Here is a 24,679-nt window from a genome sequence, read left to right as displayed (position 1 = left end):
GGCACGGCGGAAGGCAGCTCGGAGTCCGGTGGGGCGGGGCAGCCTGCATCGCGTGCGTGTCCTCACTCAGGGTCCGCGCCCTGGATCGACGTGACGGGGGCGAGAGTCTCCTGGCTTCCGGGTCGAACGCACGCCCGGAGCCTTCCAGCGGCCGTCGACGGCCGCCGTGGCGATGTTCCGAGCGTGCTCCCCGGTGACAGTGGCGGGACCGCGCCGGAATTCCACCGGCTTCCTCTCCATGCCTCCGTTTGGCCCCAGGATCCCATCACGGGCCCGAACCGGGAGTCAACCGAGGTCACGGAGGGGTTGGTCACACGCGGACGCCGCCGACGCGCCGGGGATCGCCCGGCGCGGGGCCGCTGACAGGCCGGGGGATCGCCCGGCGCGGCACCGGTCCGTGGCCGGGCCGCTTCGTGCGTTCGGCGGCTGGGGCAGGACCGGGGCCACGCCTGCGGTTCGGTGGCATGCGCCGCGGAGTTCGGTGGCGGGCACCGCGGAAAGCCCCTCGCCGCCCCCGCCGCCGCCCTCGCCGCCCGCTTCCGGCACCTCCTCGGCGCCGCCGGGCCGCCGCCCGGGTGACCCGGACGGCCCAGCCCGGTGGCCGGGCGGACGGAGCGCCGGTGAACTGGTGCCCGAACACCGTCCGGTCCGTGAGCAACAGAGCGGGGAGCGAAATGCGTTGGGGAACCGCCGCCGTCGTGGCGGCCGCCGCGGTCGGGGCCGCCGTGCTGGTGATCGGCCGTCGGGCCTCCGAGCGGACGGTCCGTCCGGTGGCCGCCGTCCCGAAGTCCGGGCCGGTCCTGGTCCGCGGCCTCGCCCCCGGCCGCGTCACCTTCACCCGCGGCCCCGAGAGCCTGCGCCCCGGCCGCTGGGCGGTCGAGTGGGCGGACGGCGGGCACGCGGTCGTCGAGGAGGTCCTGCACAGCGACGAGCGGGGCGTCACCCGCCGGCTGCTCCGCGCCGACCGGGGCACGCTCACCCCCGGCACCGAGGTCCGCTTCACCCCCCGGGTCCACCTCGGCGACCCCACCGAGGCACTCGGCCTCCCCTTCACCGACACCACCGCCGACGGTGAGCTCGGCGCCCTTCCCGCCTGGCGGCTCGACGGCAAGCGCGGCACCTGGGTGATCCTGGTGCACGGCCCCGAGGCCGACCGCCAGCAGACCCTCCCGGTGCTCCCCGTCCTCGACCGGCTCGGCCTGCCCACCCTTGCCGTCACCTACCGCGGCGACCAGGGCGCCCCCGCCTCCCCGGACGGGCTCAGCCACTTCGGCGAGACCGAGTGGCGCGACATCGAGGCGGCGGTACGGCTGGCGCTCGACAGCGGCGCGGGCAAGGTGATCCTCTACGGCTGGTCGGTCGGCGCGACCACGGCCCTCCAGACCGCGGCCCGCACCGCCTGGCCGCACGCCGTCAGCGGCCTCATCCTCGACTCGCCGGTGCTCGACCTCCCGGTCTCCGCCCGCCGGGACGCTGCCCGGGCCGGCTTCCAGGGCGTCGCCGCCGAGCTCGGGGCCCTGGCCGCGGAGGGCCGCACCGGCGTCGACCTCGCCGACTTCGCCCGCATCGCCGACGGCACCGACCTGCGGGTGCCCACCCTTCTCCTGCACAGCCCCGAGGACCGGATCGCGCCCTTCGGCAGCGCCGAGAAGCTGGCCGCCGCCCGTCGCGACGTGGTCAGCCTCCAGGCCTTCCCCGGTGCCGACCACGCCACCCTCTGGAACACCGCTCCCGACCGGTACACCGAACTGCTCCGCCGCTGGCTCACGCCGCTGCTGTAGGGCGCCGCCGGCGGGTCCTCGCCGGAACGTCTCCCGGACGTGCCGCGGTCGGTGCTCCGCTTCCGCCCCTGCGGATCGGAACGCGGCCCCACCGCCGAGGTCCGAGCCGGCCCGTTGGTTCGACCCGTCGACCCGTCGACCCGATCCGTCCGATCCGTCCGACAGGGTCCGCGAGGCCCGCAAGACCTACGGGTCGCGCCCTCGCCCCCCTCCGCGCGCGGGCGTTTCCGGCTGGGCCGCGCCGGCTTTTCCGGCGCGCTTCCCCCTGCCCACGAATGAACGTTTCCCCCATTCCGCCGTAGGCGCGCGAGAAGTCGGCCGGTCCGACTTCTCGCGCGGCGCGATCCCCCCGCCCCGCCCGTCATCCGTCCGGATTCGGACTGGACAGCTCCGCCGGAAGTCGGCGGAAGGGGATTCCCCGTGCGACCGGCGCGAAAACCACCCCGATGTCAGGGACGACAATTTGCCCGGCCACTGACCCCCCACCCGTACGCACGGTAACCGCCCGAGCATTCCTGGCAACCGGGACGATGCGAGTGGCATGGGCAGGTCACACGTTTCCGGCCAGGCGGTTTGCCGCTGTTGCCCGATCTTGCGGAGGTGCCGCCACCGGTCGCCCGGTCGTACGGACAACCGGATGTGACAGAAGGCCGGTGCAAGGGGAAGACTGCTCGACGTGACGTCTCGGAACCCGCGCGACCGTGATGCCCCGCTCCCGCCGACGATCGGTACCGGTGCGACGGTGACCCGTCTCCCCGGAACGGCCCAACGGCCCGCCGGTGGCAGGCCGGGCGGGGCGGGTGTCCCCCGTAACGGAGTACCCCGGCGGCGAGGGCCCGCTCCGGCTCCCGGGCGGGGCAGGGTTCCCGTGCCCGAGGGCTTCCCGGCACCCGCCGAGCTGGCGCCGCTGGCCCGCCGGATGCTGGTGGACGCCGTCCGCGTCGCCCGCTGGGCCGGTGAGCTGGCCGAGGTCGACAAGCGCGGCGAACTGCTCCCCGAGGACGCCCGCGAGGCCGGCCGGGCGCTGGCCATGACGGTGGGCGCCGCCGCCAAGGCATGGGGGCAGGCGCTGCTGGTGGGCCTCGTGGAGCCCCGGGACGGCGGAGCCGGCCCCGGCTGGCGCCTGCATGCCTGGGAGCACGACGACGAGGCCGTGGTGCGCGGATGGTCGGCGATGTTCGACGCCTGGACCCTGCTCGCCCCGGTGCCGCCCGCCGCGCTGCGCGGCGTGTTCGCCGTGCTGGCCGGGCAGGCCGTGGACCAGGCCCCGCAGCTGCTCTCCTTCCTGCACCTGGTGGACGGCCCCGTCGCCGAGAGCGAACTGCTGGAACTGCTGCGCCGGGGCCTGGACGAGCGCCGGGTCGGCACCGGCCTCGGCGGACCGGGGCTGTCGCCGGTGCCGCACGCGGCCTCGGCCGTCTCCGCCGTCCGCGGCACCTGCCGCGCGCCGCAGATCGACACCCCGGCCGCGCCGGCCGACGTGGCCGCCGTCCTGGACTGGATGCTCGACGGCCTGGAGGCCGTCGGCGCCCTGGTGCGCAGGAACGATGCCGCGGAGCTGTCGCCGCTCGGCCACTGGGCGGTGCGGGCCAAGCTGGAGGAGATCTGCACGGTCGCGCAGACCGCGGCCGGGCACATCGAGCAGAGCGCCTTCGAGCTGCTGAACGCGTGTGCGGACTACTCGCCGGGCCCGGCCCGCGCCGAGTTCCGGGCGTGGGTCGCGGCCCGCCCGGCGGACCGGGCCGTGGGCGAGCTGCTGGAGGCCGCCCGGGGCGACGACGCGCTGGTGCGCGGACTGGCCTTCGAGGCGCTGCGGGTGGCCGGAGGCCCGGCCGAGCAGGCGGTGCGCGCGGCGGTGGACGCGCCGGTGCTGCGCCCCTATGCGCTGCTGTGGCTGGCGGAGCGCGCCGACGAGGGCGTCTCCCCGGCGGACGTGCTGGGCGCGGAGGACGCGGCCTGGCTCTGGGTGGACACCGCGGCCGCGGTGCTCGACCACGGCGAGACCGAGCTGCTGGTGGGTCATGTCGAGGGCGCCTCGGCGGGCGACCCGGTCCGGCTGTTCGCGCGGGCCCGGCAGTCCGGTCACCCGCGGGCGGCCTCGGTGCTGACGGCGGTCTCGGGCGTGCACCCGGACCCGGGCGTGGCCCGGGCGGCCCGCCGCTCGGCGTTCAGCGTGCACACCGGTGGCGCCTGAGTTTTATGACTTTTGTGGGGACGTTCGGGGTCCACGGCGACCGCGACGGCGGCTCCGGCGTCCGCGTCGAGGTCCGCTCCGGTCTCCGCTCGGACGGCGCCTGAGCCCCGCACCCACGGCGCTCGATTGTTATGACATACGAGAAGGGCCCGGAACCAACAGGTTCCGGGCCCTGACTCTTATGACTTTTGCGGGGACTCAGCCGAGCCGGGACTCCGCCCGCCGGGCGCGGACGTCGCCGACCTTCTGCCCCACCTTGCGCCGGATGACCAGCAGCGGTGCCATCGCCGCGAGCGTGATCTGGGCGAACGCGCCGACGTGCATCAGCTGGTTGCCACCGGGCAGGCCGGTGGCCCAGGCGGCCAGGCAGCCGATGGAGACCACGATCCAGCAGAGCGTCGCGGTGGCCAGCAGCCCCTGCGGCTTCGGGTACTCGATCCGGCTGACCATCAGGTACGCGGCGCCGAAGATGGCGAGCAGACCGGGCAGGAACGGCGGGTCGAGCAGCACGATGGCGATCACCGTCATCGCGCCCATCGGGCACGGCATGCCCTGGAACACCCCGGGCCGCATCTTGACGGCCGAGAAGCGGGCCAGCCGCAGGACCACCGCGAGCAGCACCGTGATGGCGATGAGCGCCGACAGCTTGCTGTTGGAGCCCTGGGAGACCATGCCCCAGACCGCGACGAAGTAGGCCGGCGCGATGCCGAAGCTGATCAGGTCCGCCAGGTTGTCCAGTTCCGCTCCGAGGGCGGAGGAGCGCAGCTTGCGCGCCACCAGGCCGTCGAAGAGGTCGCACATCGAGCCGATCAGCAGCAGCGTGACCGCGGTGGCGGCGCTGTGCCGGTCCGGAGCGGCGTCCGGGTTGGTGATGTGCGGGACCAGGACCCCGGTGGTGATCGAGTAGATCGCCAGGAAGCCGCAGACGGCGTTCCCCAGGGTCAGGAAGTCGGCGGTGGACAGGTGCTGAGGAGAGCGCGGGGCGCGCAGCTCGCGGTCGCGCGCCCAGCGGCGGCGGCGCAGGGCCGTCTCCTCGTCGTCCAGGCCGACGATTGTCTCAGGATCAGTCACGGTCAAGGCGCGTCACCCCGGCTGTGGTCTTCTGGCCGACCTCGACGCCGACCTCGACGCCGGCCGGCAGGTAGGTGTCGACCCGGGACCCGAACCGGATCAGACCGATCCGGTCGCCCTGCTCGACCTTGGTTCCGGCGTCCACGTACGGCACGATGCGTCGGGCCACGGCCCCCGCGATCTGCACCATCTCGATGTCGCCGAGCTCGGTGTCGAAGTGCCAGACGACCCGCTCGTTCTGGTCGCTGTCCTTGTTGAACGCGGGGACGAAGCCGCCCGCGACGTGCTCGACCGACGTCACCGTGCCCGGCAGGGGCGCGCGGTTGACGTGGACGTTGAGCGGGCTCATGAAGATCGCGACCCGGGTGCGGCCGTCCGGCCAGGCGTCGATGCTCTGCACCACGCCGTCGGCGGGGGAGATCACTCTGCCCGTGCCGATCTCACGCTCGGGGTCGCGGAAGAACCACAGCATGCCCGCGCTGAGCGCGCAGGCGGGTACCGCAGCCAGGGCCCACTTGCCGCTGCGCCGGGTGAGGGCGGTGGTCACGGCGGCCGTGGCGAGAGTGGGGACGAACCAGGGGGTGGCTCCGCGCGCGATGGTCACGCGGGGTCGCCGACCGGCCGTCGGGGCTGCGAGGGCATCGCGGTCCGTGACGGAGGTGTGAGGGGACGGGCTGATGGGCATCGAAGACCTTTGTCGCGGGGGATCATGGCCGCTGGACGGGGGCCACCGCGGGATCGGTAATAGAGGGACGGCTTGCTGTCCCGGTGGATGCTATCGGGAGCACACGGTGGGTGGGCAACCCGCCTGCTCGTTCATGTGTCCGGTGGCGGCGCGTGTGCGCGTCCACTCCTACGACCGTAGCTCGACCCGGTCCGGTTCCCAAGGGACCCGACAGGGCTGGTGACTCTTGTCTCAACGGGTACGCCGACGGAACCCGGTGGGGCGAAACGGCCGTAGTGGCCGCAAGCGGGTGTGCGGAAGCGGCCGCCGGGCGCGTCGTTGCAGCTGTACGCCCTGCGGCCGCTTCCGGAGGGCCGTGCCGGACCCAGGCGGACCAGGCCGGGCCCGTGACGGGGCACGGCGCTCCGCCGGCGCGGGCCCGCACGCCCGTCGACCGGCGGTTCGAGGGGGCCGCCCGGCGACGTGGTCCGTCGGCGGGCGGCCCGGGGATCAGTCGGCGATCCGGTACTCCTCCAGGAGCCGGCGTCCGACGATCATCTTCTGGATCTCCGCAGTACCTTCACCGATGAGCAGCATCGGGGCCTCGCGGTAGAGGCGCTCGATCTCGTACTCCTTGGAGAAGCCGTAGCCGCCGTGGATGCGGAAGGCGTCCTCGACGACCTCCTTGCAGTACTCGGAGGCGAGGTACTTGGCCATGCCGGCCTCGAGGTCGTTGCGCTCGCCGCTGTCCTTCTTGCGGGCGGCCATGACCATCATCTGGTGGGCGGCCTCGACCTTGGTGGCCATCTCGGCGAGCTTGAACTGGATCGCCTGGTGCTCGGCGATCTTCTTGCCGAAGGTGGAGCGCTGCTGGGCGTAGGAGATGCCGAGCTCGAAGGCGCGGCGGGCGACGCCGCAGCCGCGGGCGGCGACGTTGACGCGGCCGACCTCGACGCCGTCCATCATCTGGTAGAAGCCGCGGCCCGGGACGCCGCCGAGGATGCGGTCGGCCGGGATGCGGACGTCCTGGAGGACCAGCTCGGTGGTGTCGACGCCCTTGTAGCCCATCTTCTCGATCTTGCCGGGCACGGTCAGGCCGGGAACCGTGGGGTTCGGGCCGAAACCGGCCTCCTTCTCGATCAGGAAGGTGGTCATGTTCTTGTACGGCGTGTTGCCGCCCTCGTCGGTCTTGCAGAGGACCGCGACCAGGGTGGAGGTGCCGCCGTTGGTGAGCCACATCTTCTGGCCGTTGAGGACGTAGAACTCCCCGTCCTTGACGCCCTTGGTGGAGATGGCCGAAACGTCGGACCCGAGGCCCGGCTCGGACATCGAGAAGGCGCCGCGGATCTCGCCGGCGGCCATCCTCGGCAGGAAGTGGTCCTTCTGCTCCTGGGTGCCGTGGGCGTTGATCATGTGCGCCACGATGAAGTGGGTGTTGACGATGCCGGAGACCGACATCCAGCCGCGGGCGATCTCCTCGACCACCAGGGCGTAGGTGAGCAGCGACTCGCCGAGGCCGCCGTACTCCTCGGGGATGGTGAGCCCGAACAGGCCGAGCTGCTTCATGCCCTCGACGATGGCGGTCGGGTACTCGTCCTTGTGCTCCAGCTCGGTCGCGACCGGAATGATCTCCTTGTCGACGAAATCCCGCACGGTGGCGAGGATGTCCCGCTGGATCTCGGTGAGGCCGTCGGTCTGTGCGAGGCGTCCCATCGTGCGGCTCCGGAAAGGTCTGAGGGGCTATGGAAAGTCGGGGATTCCCCCCGGGGGGGGGATTGCGGGGGCCCTGCCGGCGTGGCTGCGGCAGCAGGGCCCCCGGTACCGGGTGGGGCGCGGCCGATGACGGCGGCCTGCCCGTCCGGGGTCTCTCGAGGGGGCTCTCCGTCCGTGGAAGGAGGCCCCCTATAGAGGGGAGAGGCCGAGAAGGTGGGGAGGGAGGGGCTCAGGAGAGCGGGGTCGGACGACCGGGCTGCTCGCCGCCGCGCTCCTTGATGTACGTCCCGGTCGGCACCATCACCTTGCGGCGGAAGACGCAGACGACCGTGCCGTCCTGCTTGTACCCCTTGGTCTCGACGTACACGATGCCGCGGTCGTCCTTGGACTTGGACGGCCACTTGTCGAGCACGGTGGTCTCGCCGTAGAGGGTGTCGCCGTGGAAGGTCGGTGCGACGTGCCGCAGCGACTCGATCTCCAGGTTGGCGATCGCCTTGCCGGAGACGTCCGGGACGGACATGCCGAGCAGCAGCGAGTAGATGTAGTTGCCCACCACGACGTTCCTGCCGAAGTCCGTCGTCTTCTCCGCATAGTTGGTGTCCATGTGGAGCGGGTGGTGGTTCATGGTGAGCAGGCAGAAGAGGTGGTCGTCGTACTCGGTGACCGTCTTGCCGGGCCAGTGCTTGTAGACCGCGCCGACCTCGAACTCCTCGTAGGTGCGTCCGAACTGCATGCCGTGGGCCCTCAGCTTTCCGGGATCTCGAACTTGGTGGTGCGCTGCATGCCCGCGGCCCGACCCTTGCCGGCGACGACCAGCGCCATCTTGCGGCTGGCCTCGTCGATCATCTCGTCGCCGAGCATGGCGGAGCCCTTGGCGCCGCCCGCTTCGGAGGTGCAGTAGTCGTACGCGTCGAGGATCAGCTCGGCGTGGTCGTAGTCCTCCTGCGAGGGCGAGTAGATCTCGTTCGCGGCGGCGACCTGGTCCGGGTGGAGCACCCACTTGCCGTCGAAGCCGAGGGCGGCCGAGCGGCGGGCGACCTCGCGGTAGCCCTCCTGGTTGCGGATCTGGAGGTACGGGCCGTCGATCGCCTGGAGGTCGTTGGCGCGGGCGGCCATCAGGATGCGCATCAGGATGTAGTGGTAGGCGTCGGCGTTGTAGCCGGGCGGCTGCTCGCCGACGACCAGCGACTTCATGTTGATGGAGGCCATGAAGTCGGCGGGGCCGAAGATGATGGTCTCCAGCCGGGGCGAGGCCTCGGCGATGGCGTCGACGTTGATCAGGCCCTTGGCGTTCTCGATCTGCGCCTCGATGCCGATCCGGCCGACCTCGAAGCCCATGGTCTTCTCGATCTGGGTGAGCAGCAGGTCGAGCGCCTTGACCTGCTCGGCGTCCTGCACCTTGGGCAGCATGATGCAGTCGAGGTTGGGGCCGGCGCCCTCGACCACGGTGATCACGTCGCGGTAGGTCCAGTGCGTGGTCCAGTCGTTGACGCGCACGACGCGGGTCTTGCCGCCCCAGTCGCCGTTGTTGAGCGCGTCGACGATGTTGTGGCGCGCGCTCTCCTTGACCAGCGGGGCGCAGGCGTCCTCCAGGTCGAGGAAGACCTGGTCGGCCGGCAGGCCCTGGGCCTTCTCCAGGAAGCGCGGGTTGCTGCCCGGCACGGCGAGACAGGAGCGGCGCGGGCGCAGACGGTTCACAGCAGTCATAAGAATCGAGGGTTCCTTCCCAGTGGTCAGCTGGTCAGCTGTTCAGTTCGTGGCCGCGGTCGGTGCGGGCGTCCACGGCTGGAGCTTGTTGGCCAGCCGGATCTCGTCCACGATCCGGCCGATGATGGTGGTGATGCCGAAGTCCTTCGGGGTGAACACGGCGGCGACGCCGGCGGCCTTGAGGGCCTCGCCGTCCGCTGCCGGGATGATGCCACCCACGATCACCGGGACATCCTCCACCCCGGCGCGGCGCAGCCGCTTCAGGACGTCGGGCACCAGCTCGCTGTGCGCGCCGGAGAGGATGGACAGGCCCACGCAGTGCACGTCCTCCGCGACGGCGGCGGAGACGATCTGCTCCGGGGTCAGCCGGATGCCCTGGTAGACCACCTCGAAGCCGGCGTCGCGGGCCCGGACGGCGATCTGCTCGGCGCCGTTGGAGTGCCCGTCCAGGCCGGGCTTGCCGACCAGCAGGCGCAGCTTGCCGGCGCCCAGCTCCGCGGCGGTGGCGGCGACCGCGGCACGGACCTGCTCCAGCTCGCCGCCGGGCTCGGCGGCCACGGCGACGGGCGCGCCGCCGACGCCGGTGGGCGCGCGGTACTCGCCGAAGACCTCGCGCAGGGCGAAGGACCACTCGCCGGTGGTGACGCCGGCCCGGGCGCAGGCGAGCGTGGCCGGCATCAGGTTGGTCCCGGTGGCGGCGACGGCCTTGAGCTCGGCCAGCGACGCCTGGGCGGCGGCCTCGTCGCGCTCGGCGCGCCAGGTCTCCAGGGCGGCGAGCACGGACCGCTCGGAGGCCGGGTCGACCACCATGATCGCGGTGTCGAGGTCGGCGGTGAGCGGGCTCGGCTCGGTGGTGTCGAAGCAGTTCACCCCGATGATCTTGTCCTCGCCGGACTCGATCCGGGCCCGGCGGGCGGCGTGCGAGGCGACCAGGTTGGACTTCAGGTAGCCGGACTCGACGGCCGGGATCACCCCGCCCATCTCCAGCACCTTGGCGATCTCCGCCTCGGCGCCGGCCAGCAGCTCGTCGGTCTTGGCCTCGATCACCTCGGAGCCGTTGAAGATGTCGCCGTACTCCAGCAGGTCCGACTCGTACGCCAGCACCTGCTGGATGCGCAGCGACCACTGCTGGTCCCAGGGCCGGGGCAGGCCGAGCGCCTCGTTCCAGGCGGGCAGCTGGACGGCACGCGCGCGGGCGTCCTTGGAGAGGGTGACGGCCAGCATCTCCAGGACGATCCGCTGGACGTTGTTCTCCGGCTGGGCCTCGGTCAGGCCGAGCGAGTTGACCTGGACGCCGTAGCGGAAGCGGCGCTGCTTGGGGTCGGTGACGCCGTAGCGCTCCAGGGTGACCTTCTCCCACAGCCGGGCGAAGGCGCGCATCTTGCACATCTCCTCGACGAAGCGCACGCCGGCGTTGACGAAGAAGGAGATCCGGGCGACCACCTCGCCCATCCGCTCGGCCGGCACCTGGCCGGAGTCGCGCACGGCGTCGAGCACCGAGATGGCGGTGCACATCGCGTAGGCGATCTCCTGGACGGGCGTGGCCCCGGCCTCCTGCAGGTGGTAGCTGCAGATGTTGATCGGGTTCCACTTGGGGATGTTGCCGACCGTGTAGGCGATCATGTCGGTGATCAGCCGCACCGACGGGCCGGGCGGGAAGACGTGCGTCCCGCGCGACAGGTACTCCTTGACGATGTCGTTCTGGGTGGTGCCGGTGAGCTTGGCGACGTCCGCGCCCTGCTCCTCGGCGACCACCTGGTAGAGCGCCAGCAGCCACATCGCGGTGGCGTTGATCGTCATGGAGGTGTTGGTCCGTTCGAGCGGGATGCCGTCGAACAGGGTGCGCATGTCGCCGACGTGGCCGACCGGGACGCCGACCCGGCCGACCTCGCCGCGGGCGAGGACGTGGTCGGAGTCGTAGCCGGTCTGGGTCGGCAGGTCGAAGGCGACGGACAGGCCGGTCTGGCCCTTCGCCAGGTTCCGCCGGTAGAGCGCGTTGGAGTCGCTCGCGGTGGAGTGGCCGGCGTAGGTGCGCATCAGCCAGGGCCGGTCGCGCTTCTGGGGCTCAGTCATCGGCGGGTCTCACACGTTCCTGAAGCGGTTGATGGCCGGCAGGTGCTTCTCGCGCAGCTCGGGGTCGGTGACGCCCAGGCCCGCCTCGGGGGCCAGGCAGAGCACGCCGACCTTGCCCTGGTGCTTGTTGTGGTGCACGTCCAGGGCGGCCTGGCCGGTCTCCTCCATGGAGTAGACCTTGGACAGGGTCGGGTGGATCTTGCCCTTGGCGATCAGGCGGTTGGCCTCGAAGGCCTCGCGGTAGTTGGCGAAGTGCGAGCCGACGATCCGCTTGAGCGACATCCACAGGTACCGGTTGTCGTACTGGTGCATGTAGCCGGAGGTGGAGGCGCAGGTGACGATGGTGCCGCCCTTGCGGGTGACGTACACCGAGGCGCCGAAGGTCTCCCGGCCCGGGTGCTCGAAGACGATGTCCACGTCCTCGCCGCCGGTGAACTCGCGGATCTTCGCGCCCAGGCGCTTCCACTCGCGCGGGTCCTGGGTGTGCTCGTCCTTCCAGAACCGGTAGCCCTCGGCGGAGCGGTCGATGATCGCCTCGGCGCCCATGGCGCGGCAGATCTCGGCCTTCTGGTCGTTGGAGACCACGCAGATCGGGGTGGCGCCGCCGGCCAGCGCGTACTGGGTGGCGTACGAGCCGAGGCCGCCGCTGGCGCCCCAGATCAGCACGTTGTCGCCCTGCTTCATGCCGGCGCCGTTGCGCGAGACCAGCTGGCGGTAGGCGGTGGAGTTGACCAGACCGGGGGAGGCGGCCTCCTCCCAGGTGAGGTGCTTGGGCTTGGGCAGCAGCTGGTTGGTCTTCACCAGGGCCAGCTGGGCCAGGCCGCCGAAGTTGGTCTCGAAGCCCCAGATGCGCTGCTCCGGGTCCATCATCGTGTCGTTGTGGCCGTCCGCGGACTCCAGTTCGACCGAGAGGCAGTGCGCGACGACCTCGTCGCCCGGCTTCCAGGCGTTGACCCCGGCGCCGGTGCGCAGCACCACGCCGGCGAGGTCGGAGCCGACCACGTGGTACGGCAGGTCGTGGCGCTTGGTGAGCGGCGACAGCCGGCCGTAGCGCTCCAGGAAGCCGAAGGTGGAGACCGGCTCGAAGATCGAGCTCCAGACGGTGTTGTAGTTCACCGCGCTCGCCATGACGGCGACCAGGGCCTCGCCGGGGCCCAGCTCGGGCAGGGCGACCTCGTCGAGGTGAAGGGACTTGCGGGGGTCCTTGTCGCGGCTGTCGAGGCCCGCGAACATCTGCTCCTCGTCCTTGTGGAGCGTCACCGCGCGGTAGGACTCGGGGAGCTTGATCGCCGCGAAGTCCGCCGACGTGGTGTCGGTGCTGATGATCGCGTCGAGGATTTCCTGCATGGCTGCCTCCGAAGGCGTACCTGTGTGAGGGCACAGGGCGTCTGGGGGAGCCGGGAGCGGACACCGGCTTCGCTGAGGTGGGTGGTGGGCGGGTCAGACTGGGCACCCGGGGTGGACCGGGCCGTTCTGGCTCTGCTCCCGGGGTGTGGGAACGCCGGACGACGGCGCGCCGAGGTGGGGAGCCGCGGCGCCGCGACTGGTGAGTAACAAGGTAGTGGCACCCTGTGCCACTCGTAAAGACACCGGGTGTCACGAATTCCGGCGGCCTCCGGGGCGGCGTGACGCGCGTTGCGCGGGCATGCGAAGGGCCCGCGCCGACTTCTCGGCGCGGGCCCTCGATACCGCTCTGACCTGCGTGAATACCGCGCTTACGACTCCCGGGCGCCACTCAGTGCGGCCCGGATGCTGTCCACCACGACCTCCAGTGGAGCGTCCGTCCGGGCGACTGTGATGAGCACCTCACCTCCGGGACTGGCACTCAGTGCGCTCTCCGCCCCGGTGTCCCCGAGGGTCCCATTGGCACCCGGTGCCACCACCGATCCCCGACGCCTGGCACCCGGCGCGCTGGCGGCCCAGAAGGTCCGCCGGATCACCTCGAAGGAGTGGTCCAGCTGCGCCTCCACGTCGCCCCGGCCGCCGGCCCGCAGCCAGCGCCGCAGCACGTGGTTGTGCGCCGCGACCACCGCCGCCGCCGAGACCTCGGCCAGCATCGAGTCGTCCTCGCCGCCGCGCTGCCAGCCGGACGGGATGGACTCGCCGGTGTCGAAACGCCCCAGCAGGTAGCGGGTGAACAGCCGCTCGTAGCGGGCCACCACGGCGATCTCCCGCTCGCGCAGCGCCGGAACCTGACGGATCAGCTGGTACCGCGCGACCGACACCCCCGGGGTGGAGGCGTACATCCGCAGCACCTCCTTGATGCCGCGGCAGACCACGTCCAGCGGGTGCTCCTCCGGCTCCGCGCTTGCCAGCAGGTCGGCCACCCGCACCAGGGTGTCGTCGTGGTCCGGGAAGATCGCCTCCTCCTTGGACCGGAAGTACCGGAAGAAGGTGCGCCGGGCCACCCCGGCGGCGGCCGCGATCTGGTCGACCGTGGTCTCCTCGTAGCCCTGCGACGCGAACAGCTCCATCGCGGCCGTGGCCAGGTCCTGGCGCATCTGCTGGCGCTGCGCCGCCGCCCGGCGGCTGCCCGGCCCGCCGTCCGGCCCGGTGCCCCCGGTCGAGGGGGCGGTCCGGCCGTCGCCGCCGTGCGGCCCGGCGGGGTGCTGCGGGGAGCTTGACTGAACCCGATCCATGTCCGGAACGCTACACGGCCCGGACGGCGCGGCCACGGCCCTTCCCCGCCGCACCGGTGCGACCGGACCGGTCACGGCCGGGCGGGGCCAGCGGGAGGACACCGTCCCGGGGCTCCAACCGGGGCGCGCGGAGGCCGCGGAGGGCGCGGATCCCTGCGGCGGGGCGCCGTTGCCGGAAGCCGCGCCGCCGTAGGGCTGCGCCCCGTGCGGTGGCGGCCCGTACGGCGTCTCGTACGGGCCGCCCCCGGCCTGCGGCGTGGTCATCGGCGCGCGTGGTCGCGGAAGCCGCGGCCGGTCTTGCGGCCCAGGCAGCCCGCCGCGACCAGGTGCTCCAGCAGCGGCGCGGCGGCCAGGCCGGGCTCGCGGAACTCCTGGTGCAGCACCTGCTCGATCGTCAGCGAGACGTCCAGGCCGACCACGTCCAGCAGTTCGAACGGGCCCATCGGGTAGCCGCAGCCGAGCTTCATCGCGGTGTCGATGTCGTCCACCGTCGCGTAGTGCTCCTGGAGCATCCGCACCGCGTCGTTCAGGTAGGGGAAGAGCAGCGCGTTGACGATGAAGCCGGCCCGGTCGCCGCACTCCACCGGGTGCTTGCGGACCCCGGCGGTCAGCTCCAGCACGGTGGCGGTGACGTCCGGCGCGGTCAGCACGGTGGAGACCACCTCGACCAGCTTCATCGCCGGGGCCGGGTTGAAGAAGTGCATGCCGATCACGTCCTGCGGCCGCGAGGTGGCGGTCGCGCAGCTGATCACCGGCAGCGAGGAGGTGGTGGTGGCGAGCACCGCGCCAGGCCTGACGATCTTGTCCAGGGTGGCGAACAGCTCCCGCTTGACCGCCAGGTCCTCGGCGACCGCCTCGACCACCAGGTCCACCTCGGCCAGCTCGGCGTACTGGCCGACCGGGGTGACCAGCGCCAGTGCGGCGTCCCGCGCCCCGGCGGACAGCCGGCCCTTGGCCACCGAGCGCTCCAGCGACTTCGCCAGCTGCGCCTTGGCCTTCTCGGCCTTCTCCTGGCTGCGGGCGGCCAGCAGCACCGGGTGCCCGGCCTTGGCGAACACCTCGGCGATGCCGGTGGCCATCGTCCCCGAGCCGCAGACGCCGACGGTGCGCACCGCCCGGCCCGGCACCTTCGGCCGGGCCGGCCCGGTGGCCGCGTCCACGGCGCGGGAGGAGCCCGGCGCCTCGTAGGTGTAGAAGCCGCGGCCGGTCTTGCGGCCCAGCAGCCCGGCGGCGACCAGCTGGCCGAGGATCGGGGCGGGCGCGTGCAGGCGGTCCCGGGACTGCTCGTACATCGCCTCCAGCACGGTGCGGGCGGTGTCGATGCCGATCAGGTCGAGCAGCGCCAGCGGGCCCATCGGCAGGCCGCAGCCGAGCCGCATCGCGGCGTCGATGTCCTCCCGCGACGCGTACTTGGACTCGAACATCGCGGCGGCCTGGTTCAGGTAGGCGAACAGCAGGCCGTTCACCACGAAGCCGGCCCGGTCGCCGGCCGCCACCGGCTCCTTGCCGAGGTCGCGGGCGAAGGCGGCGGCGTCCTCGGCGGTCCGCGGGGAGGTCAGTACGGTGCGGACCACCTCGACCAGCTTCATGCCGTGCACCGGGTTGAAGAAGTGCAGGCCGAGCACCCGCTCCGGACGGGAGGTCGCGGCGGCGATCCGGGTCACCGACAGCGCGGTGGTGCCGGTGGCCAGCACGGTGGCCTCCGGGCAGATCCGGTCCAGCTCGGCGAAGACCTCCCGCTTCAGCTCCAGCTGCTCGGGCACCTCCTCGATCACCAGGTCCGCCCCGGCGGCGGCCGCCAGTTCGTGGCCGACGGAGATCCGGGCCAGCAGCCCGGTGCGCTCCTCGGCGGTCAGCCGCTCCCGGTCGACCGCGTGCGCGGTGGCCTCCTCGATCCGGGCCAGTGCCCGGGCGGCCGAGTCCTCGGTGGCCTCGATGCCGATCACCCGGCGGCCGCTCTTGGCGACCGCCACCGCGACGCCGGCACCCATCGTGCCGAGGCCGACGACGGCGACAGTGGGGAAGGGACGCTCCATCTGTCCTGACTCCTAGTCATGAAGGGCCCGCGCGTGCTCCGGCGGGCGCGCCGCCACGCCCGGACGCGCGCCGGGGGCGGCCGCCGCCGGAGGAGGGTCCACGCGCGGGGGCTGGGGAGATGACGGGGTGCGGCGCATCCGGGCAGGGGCCGGTCCGCTCCGGCCGAACTGCGGATGTGCCGTGGTGCTCAGGCGCTCGAAGGTGAAGGAAGCGGCTCTGATACGAGGAGGAACCCGGCCCGCCGCGGTCCGCGGCACCTGCCGGTGAAAGCGCACCGCGCGGGCGCCGGAGAAGCGGCGACCGCGGCCTGCCGCCGGTGCGGCTCCCGAAGCCCGGCGGAGGTGCGTGTCCGGCCACTGTAGCGAAGCTACTGGTGAGTAGGAAGGGGGCGTGGGCGGAAAACCGTTCGGGGCCGCGGGCGGGCGTTCGCTAGGGTGATCGACGCGGGGGCGGCTCCGCGGCGTGCTTCCTTCTCACTCATCTGCAAAATGAACCCGAGTGCGCCCACTCTCCGCCCCCGCTTCGTCGTATCCACCGGGGGAAGAGCAGTGAAGAAGCAGAACGCCGTGGCGCCCGAGGCCGCACTGGACGCCTACCTGCTGCACCGCCACGGGATGGTCCGGGTCGAGCCCGGAGCCGGGCCCGACGAGCCCCTGCCGTGGTCCGCCCAGGGGCTGGTCGCCCTGGAGGCCGACCTCGTCCGGCGCGGCCACGTGCTCACCGCCCCGCTGCGCGCCGCGCTCGGCCGGCTGCGCCCGCTCGACCTCGCCGCGGCCGGCACCCGGCTGCTGCGCGGCATCGACGCGATGCTCGGCGCCGACCGCGGCCACACCCCGCTGTTCCGCCGCTTCCCCGAGGGCGTGCCCTCCCACGCCCACGCCGACTACTCCGCGCTCGTCCGCGGCTACCTGCTCTGCCAGGCGAGCCAGATCTGCCTGGTCTGCGAGCGCGACAGCCTGGAAGCCGGGATCGGTGCCCTCGCCCCCTGCGCCCACCTGCTGTGCGGCGACTGCTACCTGGAACTGGTCGAGAACGGCGGCGACCCCCACTGCCCGCTCTGCCGCACCCCGCTGGAGCGAAAGCGCCGCCTGTCCAACGACACCAGGGCCGCCCGCAACGCCGCCCGCGAACTGCGGACCGGCCGGCAGCTCAAGCCACTGCGCCGGGCCGGCCCCGAGGACGTGGGCCTCCTCGCCGCCACCGGGCTGGCCGCGCTGCTCGCCCGGCAGACCCCGCTGAGCCCGCAGGACCGCGAGGACCTCGCCCTGCTGCTCCACCACGCCCCGGACGACCCGGCCGGCTGGCTGCCCGCCGAGATCCCCGTCCGGGAGACCCGCGCCACCGTGCTGGCCGCCCTGCTGCACCGCGACCGGGAGGCCGCCCGGCCGCTGCTGGCCGCCCACCTCACCACCGCCACCGACGTCCTGCGGCTGATCTGGGCCTGGTCCGGCGCCGAGCCCGACCTGCTGCCCGAGACCGCCCGCACACTGCGCCTGCGCAACCTGCCCCGCCCGCTGCGCCGCGACCTGCTCGCCGTCCTGGACGCGTTCCCGGTCGGCACCCTCGCCGAGGACCTGCGCCGCCACCGCGAGCCCTGGCTGCGGGCCGGCGAACTGCTGCACCCGTACGAACACCGCGCCCGCTTCCCGTACGCGGCGGCCGCGTTCGCGGTGGTCCGGCAGAGCGATCTCGACCTCCACGGCCTCGGCTCGCTGCTGCGCGAGGCGCCCGCCCCGCTGCGGGTGAGCGAGACGCCCGGCGGCCACACCCGGCTGACCGTGGAGACCTTCGCCGCCCGGGTCGAGCGCGCCCTCGGACAGGGCGACCTGCCCGCCGCCGTCCGGCTGCTGGCCGGCCGTCCCGGCGAACTGGTGCGCCGACTGCACCACCTGCTGCGGGTCCACGCCGCCTGGCTGCCCGGCGAACCGCTGCCCGCCGAACTCGCCGAGGCGCTGCCCGGCGCCCTGCGCGCCGTCGCCCCCGGCCCGCTGCTCGGCGCGTACGGACGGCTGCGCGCGCCGCGCGAGTACGGCGAGCGGCGGCTGTACTTCCCGCGCGGCCGGGTCGCCTCGGCGCACGCCCGGGCCGACCGGGGCACGCCCGTCCCGGCCGCTCTCAGCGCGCCCGTCTGCGTCCTGATCGAGGCCGAACTGCTGCGCCGGGCCGGGCGGTCGGCCCACGGGCCGGAGCGCTACGAGGTGGCCGTGCTGGACGCCGCGCTGGCCGACCTGGTCGTTCCCTTCGCCGAGCGCGCCAGCGCCAGGACCCTGGTCGCCGTGCCGCGCGGCAGCGTGCAGCGGATCCCGGACGGGCAGCGGCTGCGGCTGTTCCTGCACTGGACGCAGCGCCCGCACCAGCGGGTGGACCTCGACCTGTCGGTCGCCTTCTACGACGAGGAGTGGCAGTTCGTCGGCCTGTGCGACTACACCCGGCTGGTCACCGGGCCGCGGGCCGCCGTCCACTCCGGGGACTACACCAGCGCCCCGCCGCCGCACGGCGCCACCGAGTTCGTCGACCTCGACCTGCCGGCGCTGGACGAGGCCGGCGCCCGGTACGCCGTGGTGGTGGTGTTCAGCTACAACGACATCCCGTTCGAGGACCTCACCGACGCCTTCGCCGGATTCATGGCACTGACCCCGTCCGAGGCCGCCCGGCAGCGCAAGAGCGGCTTCCACCCCAAGGGCGTCCGCCAGCGCCTCGACCTCGCCGGGGACGCCAGGATCTGCGTGCCGATGATCGTCGACCTGCGGCGCCGCGACTACACCTGGACCGACCTCAACGCGGGCGCCGGCAGCGGGTTCCACAACCTCGACCGGCACCACGCCAGGATCGGCACGCTGGCCGCCGACGTCCTGACGCACTTCGCCCCCGGCTCCCGGGCCACCCTCTGGGACCTCGCCTGCGCCACCGCCGCGGCGGGCAGCGACGAGGTGCTGGTCCGCGACCGGACCGGCCGCGGGCTCGACGTCTACCGGCGGGGCGCGGACGAGCCGGTGAGCGCCTTCGCCGAACGGCTGCGCGCCCGCCACGAGAGCGACCGGCGCACCGAGCTGCCGCCGGACGACACCGCCCGGCTGATCGCCGAACGCCTCGACGGCGCCCGGGCGTTCGCCGCCCTGGTGCACGCCGACGTGCCCGCGCCGGCGGAGGCGCGCGGGACGCTCTACCGGCTCTACCCGGGCCCGACCGACGCCGCCCCGGACACCCTGGAGCGGATCACCGCGGGGGAGTGGACGGCCAGGTTCGCCCCGAACGGGTGAACGGGTGAACACGGTCGCCAAGAGGACCACCCGATAGGGGAGTTATCCGACCCCGACCGGCGGGGCAGCATGGGGACATGACCACCGGAACCGCCACCGCCGGCCCCACTGTGCCCGGTCCCGACGAGCCGCCCGTCACCGCCGAACGGCTCGCCGCCGCCGCCGCCGCGGCCGTCGCGCTGCCATCGCGCGCCGACCGGGCCGAGCGCGCCGAGGAGGCCGTCGACCGGCTGCGCACCGAGGCCGTCGAGGCGGTGGCCGTCACCTGGGTGGACAACGCCGGTATCACCCGGGTCAAGGCCGTGCCGCTCGGCGGTCTGGTGCACGCCGCGCAGTGGGGTGTCGGCACCGCGCCCTGCTTCGACGTGTTCCTCGCCGACGACGCGATCACCACCAGCGCGATCATCGGCGGCCCCACCGGGGACCTCAGGCTCTACCCGGACCTCGACCGGGTCGTCCCGCTGGCCGCCCAGCCCGGCTGGGCCTGGGCCCCGGGGGACAGGTACACCCAGGCCGGCGCCCCGCACCCCGGCTGCCAGCGGCTGTTCGCCCGCCGGGCCGAGGCCACGGCGGCCGCGCGCGGACTGGGCCTCAAGGCCGGCATCGAGGTCGAGTGGACGGTCGCCCTGGCCGGCGCCCCGAAGGAGGACCCGCAGTACCCGACGCACGGCCCGGCGTACGGGATGCACCGGGTCACCGACCTCTCCGACTACCTGCGCGACGTCCTGCGCGCCCTCGGCCGGCAGGGGCTGACCGTCCTGCAGATCCACCCCGAGTACTCCCCGGGCCAGTTCGAGGTCTCGGTCGCCCCCGAGGGCCCGGTCGCCGCCGCCGACACCTCCGTCCTGGTCCGGCACACCGTCCGGGCCGTATCCGCCCGGCACGCCCTGCGGGTCTCCTTCGCCCCGGTGGTCGAGACCGGCGGCGTCGGCAACGGCGGGCACCTGCACCTCAGCCTCTGGCGCGACGGGCGCAACCTCGGCCACGGCGGCCCCGGTCCGCACGGCCTGACGGCCGAGGCCGAGGGATTCCTCGCCGGGGTGCTGGACGCGCTGCCCGAACTGCTGGTGCTGGGCTGCTCCAGCCCGGCCGGGTACCTGCGGCTGGTGCCCTCGCACTGGGCCGGCGCCTACCAGTGCTGGGGTCTGGAGAACCGCGAGGCCGCGCTGCGCCTGGTGACCGGCTCCACCGGGGAGCGGGCCGCCGCGGCCAACGCCGAGGTCAAGTGCTTCGACGCGAGCGCCAACCCGTACCTGGCGGTCGGCGGGGTGATCGCCGCCGGTCTCGCCGGGCTGGACCAGCGCCGCGCGCTGCCAACGGAGTTCACCGGGGATCCGGCGGCCGCCGAGCCCGGCACGGTGCCCCGGCTGCCGGCGGGCCCGGCCGAGGCGATCGCCGCGTACGAGCGCTCCGCGGTGCTGCGCGAGGCGCTCGGCGAGCCGCTCTACCAGGCGGTGCTGGCGGTGCGACGGGCGGAGCAGGAGCAGTACGCGGCCGTCACTCCCGAGGAGTTGGTCATGGCCACCCGCTGGCGGTACTGAACGGTGGCCCGGCCGGGGGAGCCCGCGCTGGTCGACCACCACTGCCACAGCGTGGTCGCGGCCGAGCTCACCGACGAGGCCCTGGCCGGGCTGCTCACCGAGTCCGACCGGCCGCCCGCTCCCGGCTGTTCGCCCTTCGACAGCGCGCTGGGCCTCGCGGTGCGGCGCTGGTGCCCGCCCGTGCTCGGCCTGCCGGCGCACACCCCGGCCGCCGACTACCTGGCCCGGCGGCGGGAGTTGGGCGCGGCCGAGGCCACCGGGCGACTGCTGGCGGCGGCCGGCCTGGACACCTGCCTGGTGGACACCGGGCTGGCCACCGCCGCCGGCCACGAGCTGCTGCCGCTGGCCGAACTCGCCGCGGCCACCGGGGCGTCGGTGCGCGAGGTGGTCCGGCTGGAGTCGGTCGCCGAGACGGTGACGGCCGGCGCCGGGGACTGGCCGCGGGCCGTCGCACAGGCGCTCGCGTCGGCCGCGGCCGGGGCCGTCGCGGTCAAGTCGGTGCTCGCCTACCGGCACGGTCTGGCCGCGCCCGCCGAACGCCCCGCCGCCGCGGCCGTGGTGGCCGCGGCCGGCGCCCACCTGCGAGGCGGGCGGGGCCGGCTGACCGACCCGGTGCTGCTGCACCACCTGCTCTGGACGGCGGTGGACGTCTGCGCCGAGCTCGGCCTGCCGCTCCAACTCCACACCGGCTTCGGCGATCCGGACCTCACCCTGCACCGGGCCGACCCGTCGCTGCTGACGGACTTCGTGCGGGCCGCCGAGCCCAGCGGCGTCCCGCTGGTGCTGCTGCACGGGTACCCGTACCACCGGCAGGCCGCCTGGCTGGCCCAGGCCTTCCCGACGGTGTACACCGACCTCGGGCTGACCGCCTCCTACACCGGGCCGCGGGTGGCCGCGGTGCTGGGCGAGATGCTGGAGCTGGCCCCGTTCGGCAAATTGCTGTTCTCCACCGACGCCTACGGGCTGCCCGAACTTTATTTGGTGGGCACCTGTCAGTTCCGGTACGGACTGGGTGCGGTGCTCGCGGACTGGCGTGCCGACGGCGCCTGCTCCGCGGCCGATGCCGGGCGGGTGGCGCGGCTGCTCGCGGCCGACAACGCGCGTCGGCTGTACGCGTTGTAGGGGTGCGATCCGTCCTGGTGGCGGATGCCGTGACGGGTGTGGCAGCACGTCGGCGAACCATCACTTTTTAACACTCTTGACCTCTGTTTTCCTTGTTGACCGCCGGGCGGCGGTAACCCCTGCTCCTGGTCAAGATGTGACGATTAGATGACTACCCCTTGCGCTTATAACCAAATATTCATTAGCGTCCCGGTCATTCCCAAGCGCACCTGCCTACCGCAGCTGCCGCCTGACGCCTCGGGAGGCCAACCCTCATGCGTGTTCCTCGGATCAGCCGTACCCGGTACGCGGCCGTGGGCGTCGTGCTCGCCACCGCCGGTGCCCTCGCGCTGCCGGCCGGCACCGCCGTCGCGGCTCCCGCGGCCGACTCGACGACCGGTCCGCTGATGAGCTACGTCGTCAACACCAAGGCCAACCACGGCCAGGTGCAGAAGGTCGAGAAGGCCATCACCGGCCTCGGCGGCACCGTCGTCCAGTCCTACGAGCAGGTCGGCGTCGTCGTCGCCCGCTCGAACGACACCAAGTTCGCCGAGAAGCTGCGCCTGGCCAAGGGCGTCGACTCGGTCGGCGCCAGCCGCACCAAGGGCATCCAGGCCTCCGACCAGGGCAAGGCCGAGGTCGCCACCGAGTCGGCCGCCGTGGCGGCCGCCCCGGGTGAGGACCCCGACGAGGCCTACCAGTGGGACATGCGTCAGATCGGTGCCGACAAGGCCCACAAGATCTCGCTCGGCAGCCGCAACGTGACCGTCGGCGTGCTGGACTCCGGCATCGACGCCACCCACGAGGACCTTGCCGCCAACGTGGACGCCTCGCAGTCGGTCTCCTGCATCGACGGCAGGACGAACACCGACTGGAAGGCCTGGCAGCCGACCACCAGCGACCACGGCACCCACGTGGCCGGCACCATCGGCGCCGCCAAGAACGGCAAGGGCATCGTCGGCGTCGCGCCGAACGTGAAGCTGGCCGCCGTCAAGGTCGTCGACGACGGCGGGTTCATCTACCCGGAGAACGCGGTCTGCGGCTTCGTCTGGGCCGGCGAGCACGGCTTCAAGGTCACGAACAACAGCTACTTCGTCGACCCGTGGATGTTCAACTGCAAGACGGACAAGGACCAGGCGGCCATCTCGGACGCCGTCCGCAAGGCCGTCGCCTTCTCGCAGCGCAAGGGCGTGCTCAACATCGCCGCCGCCGGCAACGAGAACATCGACCTGGCGCACAAGACCGTCGACGTGGCCAGCCCGGACGACACCACCCCCGGCACCCGCCCGGTCACCAACGACTGCCTGTCGCTGCCGACCGAGCTGCCCGGCGTCGTGGCCGTCTCCGCGGTCGGCTCCGACGGCGTCAAGGCGTACTACTCCAGCTACGGCAAGGGCGTCGTGTCCGTCACCGCGCCGGGTGGCGACCGCCGCTTCCAGTTCCCGAACACCCCGGACAAGGACGGCCGCATCCGGTCCACCATCCCCGGTGGCAAGTACGGCTACATGCAGGGCACCTCGATGGCCACCCCGCACGTCGCCGGCGTGGCCGCGCTGCTCGCCAGCACCTTCCCGTGGGCCAGCCCGGACGAGCTGACCGAGCTGCTGACCACCCACGCCGAGTCCGTCCCGTGCCCGAAGGGCGAGTTCAACCCGGGCGGCGCCGGCACCTGGAAGGCCACCTGCGAGGGCGGCGCGGACGACAACGGCTTCTACGGCGCGGGCCTGGTCAACGCCGAGAAGGCGGTCCAGTGGTGGCGCTGACGCGCTGACCGCGGACAGCACTGAACAGTAGAGCCGGGGAGCGGGACCACTGGGTCCCGCTCCCCGGCCGCGTTCGCGCACCGGCCGGTCGCGGGTGATCGCCGTTCGGTCGCTGTTCGGTCGCATTCGAGCACCGGGGCGCCGGGGCACCGCGGAGCCGGACTGCCGGAGCACCGGCCGCGGTCGCCCCGCGCCCGACCCGACGAAGAACTACCGCTCCTCGTCGAAGTGGTGCTCCCAGACCGTCTCCACCGACGGCTTGCCGTGCAGGTCCGGCACCTCCTGGAGCCAGGCCGGCCGCCCCGCCCTGGTCCGGGCCGCCCGCCGCCGCTCCGCCTCGCGCAGCTGCTCGGGCGTGGCGAAGCCCTCCGGCAGCCACTCCTCGGAGAGCACCACCCGGGCGGCCAGGTGCGTGACGTAGGCGTGCCGGACGGCGTCCACCGAGTCGAAGCCGGGCTCGCCGGCCAGCCACTCGTCCGGGACCAGCGCCACGACCTCCTCCAGCAGCGGCACGGTGACCATCGGCCCGAGCTCCTCGTCGGCCAGCCGGACGTCCGGGGCCGAGCCGCCGAGCGCGTGGGCGCTGAGGTCGTACCGCTTGCCGACCGCCGCCCCGGCCCCCGCCCAGCGGTGGTGGAAGATCAGCGCGGCGCCGTTGTCGATCAGCCAGAGCCGCCCGTGCCAGACCACCAGGTTGGGGTTGTGCACGGTGCGGTCGACGTTGCCGGTCAGGGCGTCCAGCCAGACCACCCGGCCGGCCTCGGCGGAGTCCACCGCGATCATCCCCGGCGTGAAGTCCCGCGCGCCGGGCAGCAGGTCCATCCCGAGGTTGAGCCCGGCGCTGGCCTTGAGCATGTCCTGGATCTCGGTGTCCGGCTCCTGGGCGGCGACGGCCGGGTCGAAGTCCACCAGCCGCAGCTCCGGTACCCGCAGGCCCAGCCGCCGGGCCAGCTCGCCCACGATCACCTCGGCGATCAGCGCCTTGCGGCCCTGCGCGGCCCCGGTGAACTTGACCACGTACGTTCCCAGGTCGTCGGTCTCCACCACGCCGGGGACGGAGCCGCCGGCCCGCAGTGGATCGACGTAGCGCACGGCAGTCACCAGATCGAGCACACCGGCCACCCTATCCCGCCGC

General features: G+C 73.3%; 16 protein-coding genes and 1 riboswitch. Of the genes, 6 read left to right on the top strand and 10 right to left on the bottom strand.

Annotation, left to right across the window (positions count from 1 at the left end; translation table 11 throughout):
• Positions 1-103: 103 nt before the first annotated feature.
• Positions 104-236: riboswitch (cobalamin riboswitch) on the bottom strand.
• Positions 237-674: 438 nt separating this feature from the next.
• Together ACFWJ4_RS19100 and ACFWJ4_RS19095 are read left to right on the top strand one after the other, a co-directional pair.
• Positions 675-1,781, top strand: coding sequence for an alpha/beta hydrolase (locus tag ACFWJ4_RS19100; protein WP_380545358.1), 1,107 nt, complete (start codon positions 675-677; stop codon positions 1,779-1,781).
• 868 nt (positions 1,782-2,649) lie between these two features.
• Complete coding sequence (locus ACFWJ4_RS19095; protein ID WP_380545356.1) at positions 2,650-3,975, top strand: hypothetical protein; 1,326 nt, start codon at positions 2,650-2,652, stop codon at positions 3,973-3,975.
• Between the two features lie 198 nt (positions 3,976-4,173).
• Here the strand turns inward: ACFWJ4_RS19095 and ACFWJ4_RS19090 are convergent, their stop codons facing one another.
• The 9 genes from ACFWJ4_RS19090 to ACFWJ4_RS19050 form a co-directional block, all read right to left on the bottom strand.
• Entirely contained in the window at positions 4,174-5,052 is an 879-nt protein-coding gene (locus ACFWJ4_RS19090) for a CDP-alcohol phosphatidyltransferase family protein (protein ID WP_380354263.1), read from the bottom strand.
• Entirely contained in the window at positions 5,039-5,731 is a 693-nt protein-coding gene (locus ACFWJ4_RS19085; RefSeq protein WP_224280704.1) for a phosphatidylserine decarboxylase, read from the bottom strand. Before ACFWJ4_RS19085 ends, ACFWJ4_RS19090 begins: the two co-directional genes overlap by 14 nt.
• A 489-nt stretch (positions 5,732-6,220) precedes the next feature.
• A complete protein-coding gene (locus ACFWJ4_RS19080) occupies positions 6,221-7,423 on the bottom strand; it encodes an acyl-CoA dehydrogenase family protein (RefSeq protein WP_380545354.1) in 1,203 nt (400 codons plus the stop codon).
• A 229-nt stretch (positions 7,424-7,652) separates the two neighbouring features.
• Complete coding sequence (locus ACFWJ4_RS19075) at positions 7,653-8,156, bottom strand: MaoC family dehydratase (RefSeq protein ID WP_380545352.1); 504 nt, start codon at positions 8,154-8,156, stop codon at positions 7,653-7,655.
• An 11-nt stretch (positions 8,157-8,167) separates the two neighbouring features.
• Positions 8,168-9,130 carry an HpcH/HpaI aldolase/citrate lyase family protein gene (locus tag ACFWJ4_RS19070; RefSeq protein WP_380545350.1) on the bottom strand — a complete coding sequence of 321 codons (963 nt, stop codon included), beginning with the start codon at positions 9,128-9,130 and terminating at the stop codon, positions 8,168-8,170.
• Positions 9,131-9,172: 42 nt separating this feature from the next.
• Positions 9,173-11,203, bottom strand: a complete 2,031-nt coding sequence (locus tag ACFWJ4_RS19065; protein ID WP_380545348.1) for a protein meaA — start codon at positions 11,201-11,203, stop codon at positions 9,173-9,175.
• 9 nt (positions 11,204-11,212) lie between these two features.
• Positions 11,213-12,550 (bottom strand): crotonyl-CoA carboxylase/reductase, encoded by a 1,338-nt coding sequence (gene ccrA, locus ACFWJ4_RS19060; RefSeq protein ID WP_359903375.1) that lies wholly within the window; start codon positions 12,548-12,550, stop codon positions 11,213-11,215.
• 368 nt (positions 12,551-12,918) lie between these two features.
• On the bottom strand, positions 12,919-13,842 hold the full coding sequence (locus tag ACFWJ4_RS19055; RefSeq protein ID WP_380545346.1) for a TetR family transcriptional regulator: 924 nt from the start codon (positions 13,840-13,842) through the stop codon (positions 12,919-12,921).
• Between the two features lie 260 nt (positions 13,843-14,102).
• Positions 14,103-15,878 carry a 3-hydroxyacyl-CoA dehydrogenase family protein gene (locus ACFWJ4_RS19050; RefSeq protein ID WP_380545344.1) on the bottom strand — a complete coding sequence of 592 codons (1,776 nt, stop codon included), beginning with the start codon at positions 15,876-15,878 and terminating at the stop codon, positions 14,103-14,105.
• 549 nt (positions 15,879-16,427) lie between these two features.
• On the opposite strand from ACFWJ4_RS19050, the gene ACFWJ4_RS19045 reads away from it, so the two are divergent.
• From ACFWJ4_RS19045 to ACFWJ4_RS19030, 4 genes are all read left to right on the top strand, one after another.
• Positions 16,428-19,139: an MXAN_6230/SCO0854 family RING domain-containing protein gene (locus ACFWJ4_RS19045; protein ID WP_380545342.1), complete on the top strand. Its 2,712-nt coding sequence runs from the start codon at positions 16,428-16,430 to the stop codon at positions 19,137-19,139.
• A 77-nt stretch (positions 19,140-19,216) separates the two neighbouring features.
• Complete coding sequence (locus ACFWJ4_RS19040) at positions 19,217-20,680, top strand: glutamine synthetase (RefSeq protein ID WP_380545340.1); 1,464 nt, start codon at positions 19,217-19,219, stop codon at positions 20,678-20,680.
• Positions 20,681-20,683: 3 nt separating this feature from the next.
• Positions 20,684-21,802 (top strand): amidohydrolase family protein, encoded by a 1,119-nt coding sequence (locus tag ACFWJ4_RS19035; RefSeq protein WP_380545338.1) that lies wholly within the window; start codon positions 20,684-20,686, stop codon positions 21,800-21,802.
• A 254-nt stretch (positions 21,803-22,056) separates the two neighbouring features.
• Positions 22,057-23,544: a S8 family serine peptidase gene (locus ACFWJ4_RS19030; protein ID WP_380545336.1), complete on the top strand. Its 1,488-nt coding sequence runs from the start codon at positions 22,057-22,059 to the stop codon at positions 23,542-23,544.
• 210 nt (positions 23,545-23,754) lie between these two features.
• Here the strand turns inward: ACFWJ4_RS19030 and ACFWJ4_RS19025 are convergent, their stop codons facing one another.
• Positions 23,755-24,657 carry a HipA family kinase gene (locus ACFWJ4_RS19025; protein ID WP_380545334.1) on the bottom strand — a complete coding sequence of 301 codons (903 nt, stop codon included), beginning with the start codon at positions 24,655-24,657 and terminating at the stop codon, positions 23,755-23,757.
• Between the last annotated feature and the right edge of the window lie 22 nt (positions 24,658-24,679).

Origin of the sequence: Kitasatospora sp. NPDC127067, assembly GCF_042724755.1 — a bacterium.
Taxonomy (GTDB): domain Bacteria; phylum Actinomycetota; class Actinomycetes; order Streptomycetales; family Streptomycetaceae; genus Kitasatospora; species Kitasatospora lactacystinica.
The sequence above is the reverse complement of the archived record's forward strand: the minus strand, read 5'-3'. Positions and strand labels throughout refer to the sequence as shown.

What these genes read in the sequence shown, in the direction of transcription:
- ACFWJ4_RS19050 (WP_380545344.1), bottom strand. Translation starts at nt 15,878, where the DNA reads ATGGAGCGTCCCTTCCCCACTGTCGCCGTCGTCGGCCTCGGCACGATG.
- ACFWJ4_RS19080 (WP_380545354.1), bottom strand. Translation starts at nt 7,423, where the DNA reads ATGGGACGCCTCGCACAGACCGACGGCCTCACCGAGATCCAGCGGGAC.
- ACFWJ4_RS19055 (WP_380545346.1), bottom strand. Translation starts at nt 13,842, where the DNA reads ATGGATCGGGTTCAGTCAAGCTCCCCGCAGCACCCCGCCGGGCCGCAC.
- ACFWJ4_RS19075 (WP_380545352.1), bottom strand. Translation starts at nt 8,156, where the DNA reads ATGCAGTTCGGACGCACCTACGAGGAGTTCGAGGTCGGCGCGGTCTAC.
- ACFWJ4_RS19100 (WP_380545358.1), top strand. Translation starts at nt 675, where the DNA reads ATGCGTTGGGGAACCGCCGCCGTCGTGGCGGCCGCCGCGGTCGGGGCC.
- ACFWJ4_RS19065 (WP_380545348.1), bottom strand. Translation starts at nt 11,203, where the DNA reads ATGACTGAGCCCCAGAAGCGCGACCGGCCCTGGCTGATGCGCACCTAC.
- ACFWJ4_RS19030 (WP_380545336.1), top strand. Translation starts at nt 22,057, where the DNA reads ATGCGTGTTCCTCGGATCAGCCGTACCCGGTACGCGGCCGTGGGCGTC.
- ACFWJ4_RS19040 (WP_380545340.1), top strand. Translation starts at nt 19,217, where the DNA reads ATGACCACCGGAACCGCCACCGCCGGCCCCACTGTGCCCGGTCCCGAC.
- ACFWJ4_RS19085 (WP_224280704.1), bottom strand. Translation starts at nt 5,731, where the DNA reads ATGCCCATCAGCCCGTCCCCTCACACCTCCGTCACGGACCGCGATGCC.
- ACFWJ4_RS19070 (WP_380545350.1), bottom strand. Translation starts at nt 9,130, where the DNA reads ATGACTGCTGTGAACCGTCTGCGCCCGCGCCGCTCCTGTCTCGCCGTG.
- ccrA (WP_359903375.1), bottom strand. Translation starts at nt 12,550, where the DNA reads ATGCAGGAAATCCTCGACGCGATCATCAGCACCGACACCACGTCGGCG.